General features: G+C 64.3%; 14 protein-coding genes. 8 read left to right on the top strand and 6 right to left on the bottom strand.

Annotation, left to right across the window (positions count from 1 at the left end; genetic code table 11):
• Positions 1 to 444 (top strand): Spy/CpxP family protein refolding chaperone (locus tag Q8M82_RS09025; RefSeq protein WP_305691032.1); only part of this gene is annotated, 444 nt, incomplete at its 5' end.
• Between the two features lie 73 nt (positions 445 to 517).
• On the opposite strand, the gene Q8M82_RS09020 is transcribed toward Q8M82_RS09025, so the two are convergent.
• Positions 518 to 760: a hypothetical protein gene (locus Q8M82_RS09020; RefSeq protein WP_305691031.1), complete on the bottom strand. Its 243-nt coding sequence runs from the start codon at positions 758 to 760 to the stop codon at positions 518 to 520.
• 209 nt (positions 761 to 969) lie between these two features.
• On the opposite strand from Q8M82_RS09020, the gene Q8M82_RS09015 reads away from it, so the two are divergent.
• On the top strand, positions 970 to 1,122 hold the full coding sequence (locus tag Q8M82_RS09015) for a hypothetical protein (protein ID WP_305691030.1): 153 nt from the start codon (positions 970 to 972) through the stop codon (positions 1,120 to 1,122).
• A gap of 27 nt (positions 1,123 to 1,149) precedes the next feature.
• On the opposite strand, the gene Q8M82_RS09010 is transcribed toward Q8M82_RS09015, so the two are convergent.
• Complete coding sequence (locus Q8M82_RS09010; protein ID WP_305691029.1) at positions 1,150 to 1,740, bottom strand: NnrU family protein; 591 nt, start codon at positions 1,738 to 1,740, stop codon at positions 1,150 to 1,152.
• Between the two features lie 233 nt (positions 1,741 to 1,973).
• Entirely contained in the window at positions 1,974 to 3,086 is a 1,113-nt protein-coding gene (locus tag Q8M82_RS09005; protein WP_305691028.1) for an FRG domain-containing protein, read from the bottom strand.
• Between the two features lie 507 nt (positions 3,087 to 3,593).
• On the opposite strand from Q8M82_RS09005, the gene Q8M82_RS09000 reads away from it, so the two are divergent.
• Complete coding sequence (locus tag Q8M82_RS09000; RefSeq protein WP_305691027.1) at positions 3,594 to 5,087, top strand: tyrosine-type recombinase/integrase; 1,494 nt, start codon at positions 3,594 to 3,596, stop codon at positions 5,085 to 5,087.
• A gap of 361 nt (positions 5,088 to 5,448) precedes the next feature.
• Here Q8M82_RS09000 and Q8M82_RS08995 read toward each other — a convergent pair whose 3' ends face one another.
• A complete protein-coding gene (locus Q8M82_RS08995) occupies positions 5,449 to 6,075 on the bottom strand; it encodes a hypothetical protein (protein WP_305691026.1) in 627 nt (208 codons plus the stop codon).
• Positions 6,076 to 6,371: 296 nt separating this feature from the next.
• Here Q8M82_RS08995 and Q8M82_RS08990 point away from each other — a divergent pair, with 296 nt between their 5' ends.
• Complete coding sequence (locus Q8M82_RS08990) at positions 6,372 to 6,938, top strand: recombinase family protein (protein ID WP_305691025.1); 567 nt, start codon at positions 6,372 to 6,374, stop codon at positions 6,936 to 6,938.
• A 392-nt stretch (positions 6,939 to 7,330) separates the two neighbouring features.
• On the opposite strand, the gene Q8M82_RS08985 is transcribed toward Q8M82_RS08990, so the two are convergent.
• Together Q8M82_RS08985 and Q8M82_RS08980 are read right to left on the bottom strand one after the other, a co-directional pair.
• Positions 7,331 to 7,765: a hypothetical protein gene (locus Q8M82_RS08985; RefSeq protein WP_305691024.1), complete on the bottom strand. Its 435-nt coding sequence runs from the start codon at positions 7,763 to 7,765 to the stop codon at positions 7,331 to 7,333.
• A gap of 118 nt (positions 7,766 to 7,883) precedes the next feature.
• Positions 7,884 to 8,153 (bottom strand): usg protein, encoded by a 270-nt coding sequence (locus tag Q8M82_RS08980; RefSeq protein ID WP_305691023.1) that lies wholly within the window; start codon positions 8,151 to 8,153, stop codon positions 7,884 to 7,886.
• A gap of 257 nt (positions 8,154 to 8,410) precedes the next feature.
• On the opposite strand from Q8M82_RS08980, the gene groES reads away from it, so the two are divergent.
• From groES to Q8M82_RS08960, 4 genes are all read left to right on the top strand, one after another.
• On the top strand, positions 8,411 to 8,725 hold the full coding sequence (groES, locus tag Q8M82_RS08975; protein WP_305691022.1) for a co-chaperone GroES: 315 nt from the start codon (positions 8,411 to 8,413) through the stop codon (positions 8,723 to 8,725).
• Between the two features lie 58 nt (positions 8,726 to 8,783).
• A complete protein-coding gene (gene groL, locus Q8M82_RS08970) occupies positions 8,784 to 10,409 on the top strand; it encodes a chaperonin GroEL (RefSeq protein WP_305691021.1) in 1,626 nt (541 codons plus the stop codon).
• A gap of 167 nt (positions 10,410 to 10,576) precedes the next feature.
• Entirely contained in the window at positions 10,577 to 11,365 is a 789-nt protein-coding gene (locus Q8M82_RS08965) for an SDR family NAD(P)-dependent oxidoreductase (RefSeq protein ID WP_305691020.1), read from the top strand.
• A gap of 93 nt (positions 11,366 to 11,458) precedes the next feature.
• Entirely contained in the window at positions 11,459 to 12,172 is a 714-nt protein-coding gene (locus tag Q8M82_RS08960; protein ID WP_305691019.1) for a formylglycine-generating enzyme family protein, read from the top strand.
• Positions 12,173 to 13,018 lie beyond the last annotated feature (846 nt).

Genomic DNA, 13,018 nt, shown 5'->3' with positions numbered 1-13,018 from the left:
GAGCGCCTCGCCAAGCTGCGGACCGACATGAAGCTGAAGCCCGAGCAGGTCGCGCTGTTCGACACGGTCGAGGGCGTCATCAAGAAGCGCGCCGAGGAGCGCCGCTCCGGCTGGTCGGCGATGCGCGAGCAGCGCGAGAATTTCCGCCATGCCGACATCATGGAGCGGCTCGACATGATGTCCGGCCGCCAGGCTGAACGCGCCGCCCGCTCGAAGGAACTGGCCGACGCCGTGCGCCCGCTCTGGACGACGCTCAGCGACGAGCAGAAGACCGTGGCGCGCCGCGCCGTGCGCGAGGCCATGGCCGAGGGTCGCGGCATGATGCGGCGCATGCATCGCGAGATGCATGACCGCATGGACGGCCATCGCGGCGGCCGCGGCCATCATGACGGCGAGCGCGGGCCGCGCTGGGAGCGCGGCGACGACCGCGATCGTCGCGGCTGATCCCGTCGGCGATGCACACAGATCCGGGGCGGCTCGCGAGAGCCGCCCCTTTTTCATGCGTCCTGCGCGGGGTTCAGGTGCCGACCGAATCCGTGACGCATTTCTTGGTGAAGCTCGTCTTGGCCGCGCCGGCGAGCTTCTTGTCGACGGCCTGCTTGTCGCAGGCGGCGGTGGCGTCCTTCTCGCATTTGGTCAGGAAGCTGGTCTTGGCGGCGCCGGCCAGTTTCTTGTCGCCGGCCTGGACGGCGCAGCTTTGCGCCTGGGCGAAGCTGGTCATGCAGGTGAGGGCGAGGGCGGCCAGGAGGGTCTTCGTCATCGTCGCTGATTCCCGTGGGTGGAACGGCTAGGGTTACCCCTGCGGCAGACGGCCGCAAGCGGCATTTCCAAGGCGCGCCGCCGCAAATCCGCCTCAACCCCTAACGCACTGGGAACAAAGCCAAAACGGCGATTTACCCTCTCTGTTCAACTTCGATTCATGTGTTTCCGTTTACGTTTTGGCAGTGATCCGGAAACAAGGGTTGAGCCATGAAGACACCATGGTTGATCTGGGCAATGCGGGGCTTCATCGGCCTCGTCTTCGTCGCGAGCCTCTTCGGCCCCTATGCGCTGTCGATCCTGATCGGCTGCCTGGGGCTCGGCTGCTACTGGTTCCGCGACGAGGTCGGCTCGCATCTGTGAGCGCCCGCGGCGCCCGGCGGGCCGCCGTCAGGCTCGCGTGATGACCGGCACGCCGATCAGCAGCGGGTGGAGCCAGAGCGCGAAGACGACATAGAGCGCGAGCCCCGCGACGATCGCGATGATGTCGCGGCGGCCGAAGGCGACATTCGTCATGGCGGCGGCGCGGGCGATCTCCTCGGGGCGACGCTTGACCGAGATGCGCGCCAGTACCGCCCAGGCGAGGAAACCGCCGAACAGCAGGATGCTGCCGAGATCGCCATTGGCGAGGAGATGGGCGGTGGCCCAGATCTTCACGGCCAGCAGCATCGGATGCTTGACGCGCGACAACAGCCAGGAGGGCCGCTTGCCGACGCCGAGCAGGATGAAGATCGGCAGGTTGAGCAACAGCGCCAGATGCCGCGTCCAGACTGGTGGCTCCCAGACGACCGTGTAGCCGGCCGCGCGCTGCAGCCCGTAGCCATAAATCAGCAGCACGAAGCCGAGGATGGAGACGGCCGAATACAGCCCCTTGTAGCCGCCCGCGCCGAGCCGCTCGATCAACCGCGCGCGCAGATCGCGCTTCATCGTGACGGCGTGCATGCCGAGGAACAGGACGAGGCCGAGAATCAGGACGAGCATGCGGGGACCGCCTCAGGTTGGAGCGATTCCAACCATGGACTGGCGGGGTGGGGGCTGCAACTGGGGGGTGGCGGACGGGGCACTCGCGGTCAACGCGGATTACTTTCCCTTTGATCCCTCCCTTGCCGGCATTTTGGGCGAGCGAGGCGAATAAATTGCGTTGCTTCGCTGCGCCGTGGATACCTCACAAATCCTGCGCCATCATTTCTCTACTGTTGCGCGCCAAATTACTCCTACGAGGAGTATCCAAAGTGCCTAGCTTTCATTTCCTGGCATGCGCCGTCTAAGCCGGGGAACAGAGAGCCGGGCGAAACGCCCATCAAATTTAATTCTCGCAAAACCCGTTCCTGTTCCAAAACTGGTAAGTCAAAGCAATAAAGATATTGGTTCTGCTTTTCGTTCTCGCGGAACTTTATATAAGTCTCTATGTCATCGCAGTTAGTGATGAAGGACGTCGCCTGCTGAGGGAGAGCGCGTCCGTTTCCGATAACGACTGGATCAAGAACTGAAAAATGTGGCCTTACTCCGGTTGAGAACGGCACTTGTATGAAATCGCTAACCCATGATTTGCGATCAAATACCGTTATTCGAACAAATTCTTGTTGAGGTGGGCGGAGGGGATCACGCCGGAACGCGAAGTATGCGGCAACAAAGGGCGATCTTGTCCAATCCAGCAGCGGCGTAGGATACCCATGGTGCTGTAGAAGATGCCAGAACGCAGCATTCTCGAGCCGATCGTTCAAATCAAAATAGTGCTGTGTTTGCGCCGATAGGACTTTGTGTAGATCAGGGATGTCACGAATTGCGAAGGACACAAGATCCTTGCGCTTCGTGCGATGGAACGAGGTGCGAAGCCTCCACCTTGAGGGCTGGCCTCGGAAGACAAAGCGGTCGTGCTCAAGTTCGACTACAAATTCACGGAACTGCTTCCAGTTTTTTACGTCGGGGTGAGCTACTAGGTTGGATGGGTTATCAGGGTGATTACGTTGACAGTTGGCCTCACCACCTTCGGGAGCGTTACCCCATTTTAGGCCAAGTGTTCGATCGTCCCATTCCAAGCTGACCTCGATCGGCTCCCATTGAAAAGGGATATCGGGATAGGCGGCAGCTAAGTCATGCTGGCTCAAAACCTGACCCACAGAGTTGAGCGGCAGCGGATTGACCGTTACGGTTTGACGTGTGTGGCGATCCGACGTCCGAAAGTAAGACTGGGCAGTGGGGTAATTTTTGTCGTCGTAAAAAAGATGGGCTCGCCCCTCAAAACACGTGCCAGCATCATCAACATCGACGACGATCAAGCCTTCGGCGGCGCCATCCTTGAACCTCCCCAGCCATTGCCCGTGCATAATTCGCGGTCTCCCTCTTTATGTTGAGGGTGTGCGATAGGCTCCTCTTTTGCAATGCGCGAACTTTCGGAGCTTGCGAAGCTCACATAAAACTAGGAGTTCCGTGCAGACAGCTCTTGGCGTGCTTTGCCGACGGCTTGGGGCATCCGAACTCAAATTTGCGACCGCAGTACTCTGTCTTTTATAGGTGGTGGGACGTGTTCGCACGTCGTTAGACTGCCTCAGGCCTTAGATGTGCCGCCTTGCGGCTTGTCCGGAATGACGGGGAGGGTGGGGCGACGGCGGCCGGCGATCCCGCGGGGCGGTCGACGCGGCCCGCCAACGAAAAAGGGGACGGCGATTGCTCGCCATCCCCCAAATTCTCCGGCCAACGAGCCTTGCGGCCCGCGCCCGTCCGATCAGCGCGAGTAGAACTCGATCTATGGGCTCCTTAAATCCCTGAAGCTGTTGACATGGTGGACCTTTTTGAGGTCGATGTGGGGTAGAAGGTGTGGGGGAGCGTGTGGGGTGGTCAAGGTCTCTGGCTATCTTGAGAAGCGCGGAAAAGGCTTTGTTGCGGTTGTCGAAGTGCCGCCAGCGAAGCGTGTTGCGGTCGGCGCGAAGCGGTTGAAGAAGGGGCTGGGGACCCGCGACAAGCACGTCGCCCAAGCCCGGCTCCTGAAGGCCCTTGTGGAACTGCACGCCCGCATTGAAGAACTCTGCCGACGACGTCCTGAGACTGACCCCATGACGGCAGAGGCGCTGGCCTATCGCGAGCACCTGCAAGGCGTGAAGTCTGGGGGAGGGGTGTACGCCATGTCGCGGTTGTTCGACCCGGATACCGGTCGCGACGAAGACATTGAAATCGAGATCGCGGGGGACATCATCGTCGATGAAATCCAATCCCGAGGCGAAGCGATCCAGCAAGAACAGGGCGCGGCCCGTGCCAAAGCCTTCGCGGACATGGCCTTCGGCAGAGCGACCCCGCTGCTTCATCACATGGAAACATGGCTTGCGGAGCCGGGAAAGCGCGGGACGCTGCGGGCTCCCCGGACCGTCCGCGAGTATCGGGGCATGATGGAAACCTTCCGCGACTGGCTTGCGGCGGAGGGGCATGGGAGCACGGTGGAGGCAGTTAGCCGCAAGGTGGCAGGCGAGTACGTGAGCCGGCTGCTCAAAGACGGCCTCAGCCCCGCCCGCATCCGAGACATCGCATCCGCGTTCTCAACCTATTGGGTGTGGATGGAAAGGCGCGGCATCGCCCCTGACGGCAGCAATCCTTGGAGGGATCAGGGTGTCCCGAAGGTGCGGAAGAGAGAGGCGTTCCTTATCGGAGAAGACGCCGATGACGATGAGCCCCGTCCCTTCAACACCGAGGAACTGGTCAAGCTCTTTGAAGGCGTCGGCGACAACGCGGGCCTTCGCGACCTCATGCTGCTGTCGTTGCTATCCGGGCTGCGGATCAATGAAGCGTGCTGCCTAACTGTCGGCCAGTGTGCGGGCAGTCAGTTCGATGTGAAGGGCACGAAGACAAAAGCAGCGCGGCGCAGGGTGCCGATCCATCCCGACCTCACGGCTCTCGTGCGTCGGCGATCGACTGACCGTGAGCCTGATGAATGGCTGTTCCCCGAGGCCGGCGAGCCGGATCAGGACGGGAAACGCGGGGGAAACATGAGCGCCGCATTCTACCGGCTGCGATTGGATGTCGGTGTGGACGACCGGCCCGGCGGTGTCGGCAAGTCCCGCGTCGATTTTCATTCTTTCCGGCGGTGGTTCATTACAGAGACGATCTTGGCGGGCACACCGCCTCACGTGGTTAGGCAGGTTGTCGGGCACGAGCAGCCAAAGAGCGACCCGACGCTCGGGACTTATTTCAAGGGCGAGATGACAGAGGCAAAGCGCAGTTGCGTCGGCGTGGTGAAGCTGCCAGCGGCTGTGCGTAAAGCCTATGAGGCTGCTTTAGCCCCGATGATGTCTGACCCGAAAACCCGAGCCTCGCTCTTGGCACAGGCGGAACCATAGCTTCCTCCATACGCATCCTCGCTACCCCTCCGCCGGGCTTGCCTGAGCCCTGATCCGCCAGCAACCCGCCGACATTCAGGCCGAAAATCGCGAGGCCCCTACTCGCACAGGCGAGCCCGCAAAATCCCCCCATGTGCCACCCCGCGTGCCCCTTGGGAGAAACGCCCGGCTCCTTGCCGGTGCACCCTACCTGTCCTCTTCGAGGGCCGATTGCCGCTGTGCGGGTCCGACCGTAGAGGCCCGTCGCGCCCGCCCCGGCTACTACCCTACCCGGAAGCCCCACCGGCCGGTTCTGGTGTGGGAGTATCGTGGTAGCCGTAAAAGCGGCTTGTCGGGGTATGTGATCCAGTCGTGCCCGCACTCATGACAGATGCGCGTTCAGAAGCTCGCGTGTCAGTACGATCACCGAATTGACATCGTCCAAGCTGAACTCATCCCATTGTCCATGCAGGGCGCTGTTTCGAACGCCCGCCGCTGCCCTGCAACGCTTCGCGATAATGGCCGTGATGACCTCGTTCTGCGTGAGCTGTGTAATGAGGGTGTCCGTTTTGACCCCTTTGTCTACAATGCCGTTCTTACGGGCGATCCGGCGAAGAGTGTCTTCGAACACCGCTGTAGCGAGAATGCCGGAGCCGTCTTTGCGTCCATCCGAATGATACTCGGCGGCAGCATCCAAGAGGTCATCAAGCGTCTCCGCGCGGGCTTGATCAACGACATTGGTAATCAGACCGCCGTCGATGTCAGCAATTAGCTGCCTCAGAACGGCCGCGATTTCTCCTACAGCATCGTTGACGGCGTAGCCCTGAGCCGTCGCGCCCGTAGCTAATCGTTCGACGCCGACGCGGTATCGATTGCTCGGCAACGGACAGGCCAAGGCGACTGCATGCTCCGCCGCCGCAATCCAGCCCTGACATTCAGCTGCATGGGCTTGATCGCGAACCTGCCCATACTCGCTTCCGACCTGTAATCGCAGCCCGGTCTGTGCCAACTCCGCGATCCTGCTACGAACCCTTGCCTCTACAGTCATTGCCCTGCCGACCCTGTTCGCCGCGGCCCTGTGCGGCAGTTTCTTGGTGTGAGCTTACCGGGCGGCGGAGGTCAATCTGCCAACACGTGATTTAAGGAACGAGTTCCGGCAGCAGCGGCCCATCGATCGCAACATCAGGGTACACCCTGCGGTGACATCGGAATGTTACGCTCAGAGCGTCACATCAGGGTTGACGTGGCCTTCCTGTTACGCCAAGCGTTTCACGTCTAAACCCTGACGTTACATGAGGACCTGCCATGACGAAGATCGGATACGCCCGCGTCTCGACTACGGACCAAGACTACGAGGGGCAGGTTGACCGGCTGAAGGTCGAAGGCTGCACCATCATCCGCAAGGAGAAAGTCAGCGCCTCAAGCCGGGATGGCCGTGACGAGTTGGCGGCAATTCTCGACTTCCTCCGCCCCGGCGACGAGTTGATGGTGACGCGGCTCGACAGGCTCGGCCGCTCGACACGGGACGTGCTCAACATCGTCCATGAGTGCGACTTGAAGGGGGCTTCACTCACCGTTCTGGAGCCGCATGTTTCGACGAAGGGCGACACCGGCAGGATCGTGCTGACAGTGCTCGGGATGGTGGCGGAGATGGAAAGGGGCTTCATCAAGGCTCGCCAGCGCGACGGCATTGCCAAGGCGAAGGAGGCCGGGGTCTACACGGGGGGCAAGCGCAGGATCGACGCAAACAAGGTGCGGAGCCTTCGGTCAGAGGGCAAGCGACCGTCAGAGATTGCGAAGATGCTGGGGGTCAGCAGGATGCAAGTTCATCGTATCCTGACGGCGGACGCCGTGCCGGGGGCGGGGAAGTAGTAGGCCAATTCCGGGTGGGAGGCCAACGTCAGCAACGGGTCGCAAGCGGACACTAGCTCTCTGCGTTAGTCACCCAGCTGCCGGGTTCGACTCTCGTCTCGGAGCGGTGGCCGAGGAGCGGTCGGGCGTCGTTTTGTTTGCTCTTGGCGAATTGGCCAAAATAGCCAAGTGAAGTAGCCCACCAGAGCGACGGCCAGCGCGCCCCCAACGAGATTGAGCCACCAGAGATCGGGGTTTCGGCGGCCCACATTTGCAAGGGTGATGCCCGTCACAATGCTGGCCGTGAGAGCAGCTCGGGGATGTCTCTTGACGAGGCTAAGCATGCTGCATCGTGTTAGGCGCACTCCTAAAAAACAGTTTCTAAGGCAAGTCATAAGGTCCGCAAAGGGTCGTTAGCGGACATCACTGCGGCCCCCTAGACGCATACTCAACGTCGGGTCGGCGTCCCTCGCAATGGCCAACGGGTAGGCCAAAAGCACCTGCGGTTTTCCATCTTGCTCTTTGAGATAAAGCACCCATACGGCTCCAGATGCCGGAGGGCTGAGACCGTCATCGCAGGCCGTCGTGCTGCCGGTCCGACCGAACTCAAACTGTCGCACCGAGGTTTCACCACGGAGCACCTGCTTGGCGACCGCGCGGCCCCTCCACGGATGCCAATCATCTTGGCGCGTTCCCTCATAGGCCGCTTTTTCAACTTCGGCCAAAACGACGATGCTCGCTGTTTCCATGCGGATGCGAGATGCAGCGGACCAATTGGCCCGGCATGCGTAACTTGCCTGTGAGACAAGTAGGGTGGCGACGACGGTGAACGTGGCAACTCGCTTCATAGCGCCATATTCGATGCCAATGATGACTGCTTTGGGTCGAAAGCAGTCCCGAGCCACGTTCGCCTCGCAAAGTCCGGTTCCTGGCCAGGCCCGAACGGCAGCTATTGGCGCGAGCCCGCTACTGCAGCCGGAACTCGCGGCCCACCGTGCGCAGATCGGCCGGGCCGATCAGGTTCTTGTGGCTCACCGTGACGCGGAAGAGCTTGCCCTCGAGCTTGGCCTGCCAGAATTCGAGAAAGCGGTTGAGTTCCGGGAAGCGGGGGGCGAGGTCGTAGTCCTGCCAGACATATTCCTGCAGGATCGCCGGGTGGTCTGGCATCCGGTAGAGAATGCCGGCGGTGGTCAGTCCGTAGCCCGCGATCTGGCGGGCGAAGTCGCTCGAAGCCATGCCTGTCCGCTCCGTGGTTGCAACTGGCCGATGGCAGCGCATCCGCCGCGCGCATGCAAGCCGAAAAGTTGCGTTTGTGCTGCCTTTTCAGCCTGTTAGCACTCTCTCGAAAAAAGTGCTGCCGCCCCCTTGAACTGCGAAATCGGCAAAACCAGATCATCGCGCGGGCGAACGTGCCGCAGGGCGCCGCGGTTCCTCAGCCGCGCCGCCGGGGCGTCGCCTGCTTTGACCTGTGACCGACATGAACGGAGGAACTCATGAAGTTTCGGCCACTGCATGACCGCGTCGTCGTGAAGCGCATCGACGCCGAGGAGAAGACCAGGGGCGGGATCATCATTCCCGACACCGCCAAGGAGAAGCCGCAGGAGGGCGAGATCGTCGCCGTCGGCGCCGGCGCCCGCGACGAGCAGGGCAAGCTCGTGCCGCTCGACGTCAAGGTCGGCGACCGCGTGCTCTTCGGGAAGTGGTCCGGCACCGAGGTGAAGATCGACGGCGAGGATCTCCTGATCATGAAGGAGAGCGACATCATGGGTGTCGTCGAGGCCACCGCCTCCCTGAAGAAGGCCGCCTGACGGCGCTTCGTCCCCAACCCATCAACCTGAAACCTCAAGTCTGAAGGAGTGAGGAATCATGGCTGCGAAAGACGTCAAGTTTTCGCAAGACGCCCGCGAGCGGATGCTACGCGGCGTCGACACCCTGGCCAATGCGGTCAAGGTCACGCTCGGTCCCAAGGGCCGCAATGTCGTGATCGAGAAGTCCTTCGGCGCGCCGCGCATCACCAAGGACGGCGTCACCGTCGCCAAGGAGATCGAACTCGCCGACAAGTTCGAGAACATGGGCGCGCAGATGGTGCGCGAGGTCGCCAGCAAGCAGAACGATGCGGCGGGTGACGGCACCACCACCGCGACCGTGCTGGCGCAGGCGATCGTCCGCGAGGGCGCCAAGGCGGTCGCCGCCGGCATCAACCCGATGGACCTGAAACGCGGCATCGACCTCGCCGTCGAGGCCGTCACCAGGTCGCTGGGCGAGCATTCCAAGACCATCACGGGTTCCGAGGAGGTCGCGCAGGTCGGCACGATCTCGGCCAATGGCGACCGCGCGATCGGCGAGATGATCGCGCAGGCGATGAAGAAGGTCGGCAATGAGGGTGTCATCACGGTCGAGGAGGCCAAGACCGCCGAGACCGAGCTCGACGTCGTCGAGGGCATGCAGTTCGACCGCGGCTATCTCTCGCCCTATTTCATCACCAACTCCGAGAAGATGATCGCGGAGCTGGAGGATCCCTACATCCTCATCCACGAGAAGAAGCTCTCGGGCCTGCAGGCGATGCTGCCGCTGCTGGAAGCAGTGGTGCAGACCGGCAAGCCGCTGCTGATCGTGGCGGAGGATGTCGAGGGCGAGGCGCTCGCGACGCTGGTCGTCAACAAGCTGCGCGGCGGGCTCAAGATCGCCGCCGTCAAGGCGCCGGGCTTCGGCGACCGCCGCAAGGCCATGCTGGAGGACATCGCGATCCTCACCGGCGGCACCGCCATCTCCGAGGATCTCGGCATCAAGCTCGAGAACGTGACGCTCAACATGCTCGGCCGCGCCAACAAGGTCCGGATCGAGAAGGAGAACACCACGATCGTCGACGGTGCCGGCAAGAAGACCGAGATCGAGGCCCGCGTTTCGCAGATCAAGGCGCAGATCGAGGAGACCTCCTCGGACTACGACCGCGAGAAGCTGCAGGAGCGCCTGGCCAAGCTCGCCGGCGGCGTCGCGGTGATCCGCGTCGGCGGCGCGACCGAAGTCGAGGTCAAGGAGAAGAAGGACCGCGTCGACGACGCCCTGAACGCAACCCGCGCGGCCGTCGAAGAGGGCATCCTGCCGGGCGGCGGCGTCGCCCTGCTGCGCGCGGTCAAGGCGCTGGATGGGCTGAAGGCCGGCAATGACGACCAGAAGACCGGTATCGAGATCGTCCGCAAGGCGATCACCGCGCCGGCCCGCCAGATCGTCGAGAATGCTGGCGACGACGGCGCCGTCGTGGTCGGCAAGCTGCTCGAGTCCCAGGACTATGCCTGGGGCTACGACGCGCATACCGGCGAATACCGCGACCTGGTCAAGGCCGGCATCATCGACCCGACCAAGGTCGTGCGCACGGCGATCCAGGACGCGGCCTCCGTTGCGGGCCTGCTGATCACCACCGAGGCGATGGTCGCGGAACTGCCGAAGAAGGACGCCGCTCCCGCCATGCCGGCGGGCGGGATGGACTTCTGATCCGGCATCCACCGACCGGACAGCGACCAACGGACGGCGCCGCGGCCTCGCGGCGCCGTCTTGCGTTGCAGGGTTTCCGCAAGGGGCGCGGGCGCTTCCGCGCTTGGCGATGCGGCGCGCGGCGTGCTTAGGCTGCCCGCCCCGACAGCCAGAAGCCGGACCGCGCCATGCCCGAGACCACCGCCTCCATCGCCCTCGTCACCGGCGCCGCGCGCGGCATCGGGCTTTCCACCGCGAAGCGCTTTCTGGACGAAGGCTGGAAGGTCGCGCTGCTCGACATCGAGACCGAGCTGCTGACCGAGGCCATCGCGGCGCTCGGCCGGCCGGAAGAGACGCTGGCGCTGCCCTGCGACGTCTCCGATCCGGATGCGGTCGAGGCGGCCTTCGCCGCATTGACCGCCCGCTTCGGCCGGCTCGATGCGCTGGTCAACAATGCCGGCACGGCTGTATTCAAGCCGCTGCTGGAGACGACGCTCGCCGAGTGGAACCGCGTCATGGCGGTCAACCTCACCGGCCCCTTCCTGATGACGCAGCTCGCCGCCCCGCTGATGGCCGAGACCGGCGGCGGCGCGATCGTCAACATCACCTCGATCTCGGGCCTGCGCGCCTCGACGCTGCGCGTCGCCTACGGCACCTCGAAGGCGGCGCTCGCCCATCTCACCAAGCAGCAGGCGGCCGAACTCGCCTCGCTCGGCATCCGGGTCAACGCGGTCGCGCCCGGCCCGGTCGACACGGCCATGGCCAAGGCGGTGCATTCCGCCGAGATCCGCGCCGATTACCGCGACGCGATCCCGCTCGCCCGCTACGGGCTGGAGGAGGAGCTGGCGGCCTCGATCTTCTTCCTGTGCAGCGACCAGGCGAGCTATGTCACCGGGCAGGTCCTGGCGGTCGATGGCGGGTTCGACGCGGTCGGGATCGGGCTCGCGACGCTGCGGGGGGAGCGGCGCAACCGCTGAGCGCCAAGCCTCCCTTCACATCCGCGTGGGGGCAGCTTGTGAGGCGCAAGCCCGGCTGCATCATCCGCCCCGCGACAAACGGGGGGATGCGGGATGGCGCGAAGCTGGCGATGGACGGGGCTGGTCGGGCTGGTGCTGGCAAGCGCGGCGCAGGCTGCGCCGCCCGAAGGCGCGGTCGCGATCGGCGGCTTTGCGATCGACGCCACCGAGGTCACGGTCGAGGCCTTCGCGCGCCATGCCGCCGCGCGCGGCCTGCAGACGGCGGCCGAGCGCGAGGGCGGCGGGCATGAATATGTCGGCGGCTGGCAGCGCCGGCCGGGCTGGAGCTATCGCAGCCCTTCCGGTGCCCCGGCGCAACCGACGGACCCGGCGGCGCATCTGACCTGGTTCGAGGCGCGCGACTATTGCGCGGCCAGGGGTGGGCGCCTGCCGACCCTCGCGGAGTGGCGCGAGGCCGCCTTCAGCGAGCGGCGCGCCGCCCCGACCGACGGCTATGAGCGCGGCCGGACCTACCCCTTCCCGGTCGGCGAGAAGCCCGCGGGCATGAACCTCGCCGGTGCCGATCCCGCCGCCGGCGATGTCTGGGAGCGGCATGCCCCGACGGGCGCGACGCGGCGCGGCGTCAACGGCCTCCACGACATGGGCGGCAATCTCTGGGAATGGCTCGCCGACCGACGCGGCAGCGAGGCGCTCACCGCCGGCGGCTCCTGGTGGTACGGCCCGGCCCAGACCCGCAGCGAAGCGCCGCAATGGAAAGAGGCCGGCTTCACGGCGGTCTATATCGGGTTTCGCTGCGTTTACGGGTAAGGGGGGAGTGTTCCCCGCGCGTCCCGCGCAAAACTTATCCCCGGTGCTTCGGCGTCACCCTACGGTGCCCCACCTCATCCCCGAGGGGCAGCCATCCGGAGGTGTGCCGTTGGTGGGGGTGGGGGCGGCGCCTGCGGGTGGAGTCACGATCCACTCCCGGGAGGCTTCGGGGCACCGCCCTGGGGGTACTACGGCCCCTGTGCGAGGAGCTCGCTGGAAAGGTCTTTGGCATCACGCCTTCGTCCCATGCCGGACGGCGCGACAACCCGATGAGGGGAACTGGCGCCCGAGGGCTCGCGGCGAGGTCTGGCTTTCGACCCGATAAGCGCGGCCCGGAGTCGTCAAATCGCCGGCAAGCGGAGCGCCACGGGGCGTGCGGATGGTGGCTCAATCCATCCGCGCCGCATCCTGGCTCAACGGATGCGGCTTGTTACCCAACGCGCCTCGCGGCGCTCCGCTGCCCCTCGTTTTTGACGCCTGCGTGAGAGCGCGGGCGGGGATTTTGGCTGTGCGTCATTCTCGGGCGAAGCGAAGCGCAGACCCGAGAATCTCAGGCCCGAAAGAGGCAGGGGAGCCTCTCTCGTCCCGAGATGCTCGGGGCAAGCCCGAGCATGACGCGCGTGAGGCGCGAGGACCCCCTCCCCCTTGTGGGGAGGGGTGTGCGTCGTGGTTCCGGCACTCCTGCGTATCCGGTCGCTCGCGGCTCGGCTTGGGCCTGCGCCTCCCGCTGCAGCGCAGCACATAATCCCCTTGCGCCCCGCAGCCATCGGCGCGACGCTCCCGGCACGATCCCTCTTCGACGGCCGCCCGGCCTCGTCGGGCCGGCGCTGCCGCCGCCCGACCGGC

The organism is Allobosea sp. (assembly GCF_030694325.1).
GTDB lineage: Bacteria > Pseudomonadota > Alphaproteobacteria > Rhizobiales > Beijerinckiaceae > Allobosea.
This window is presented reverse-complemented; position numbering and strand designations above follow the sequence as displayed.

Coding starts and splice junctions, on each gene's coding strand:
- Q8M82_RS09020 (WP_305691031.1), bottom strand. CDS start 760: ATGACGAAGACCCTCCTGGCCGCCCTCGCCCTCACCTGCATGACCAGC.
- Q8M82_RS09015 (WP_305691030.1), top strand. CDS start 970: ATGAAGACACCATGGTTGATCTGGGCAATGCGGGGCTTCATCGGCCTC.
- Q8M82_RS09010 (WP_305691029.1), bottom strand. CDS start 1,740: ATGCTCGTCCTGATTCTCGGCCTCGTCCTGTTCCTCGGCATGCACGCC.
- Q8M82_RS09005 (WP_305691028.1), bottom strand. CDS start 3,086: ATGCACGGGCAATGGCTGGGGAGGTTCAAGGATGGCGCCGCCGAAGGC.
- Q8M82_RS08990 (WP_305691025.1), top strand. CDS start 6,372: ATGACGAAGATCGGATACGCCCGCGTCTCGACTACGGACCAAGACTAC.
- Q8M82_RS08985 (WP_305691024.1), bottom strand. CDS start 7,765: ATGAAGCGAGTTGCCACGTTCACCGTCGTCGCCACCCTACTTGTCTCA.
- Q8M82_RS08980 (WP_305691023.1), bottom strand. CDS start 8,153: ATGGCTTCGAGCGACTTCGCCCGCCAGATCGCGGGCTACGGACTGACC.
- groES (WP_305691022.1), top strand. CDS start 8,411: ATGAAGTTTCGGCCACTGCATGACCGCGTCGTCGTGAAGCGCATCGAC.
- groL (WP_305691021.1), top strand. CDS start 8,784: ATGGCTGCGAAAGACGTCAAGTTTTCGCAAGACGCCCGCGAGCGGATG.
- Q8M82_RS08965 (WP_305691020.1), top strand. CDS start 10,577: ATGCCCGAGACCACCGCCTCCATCGCCCTCGTCACCGGCGCCGCGCGC.
- Q8M82_RS08960 (WP_305691019.1), top strand. CDS start 11,459: ATGGCGCGAAGCTGGCGATGGACGGGGCTGGTCGGGCTGGTGCTGGCA.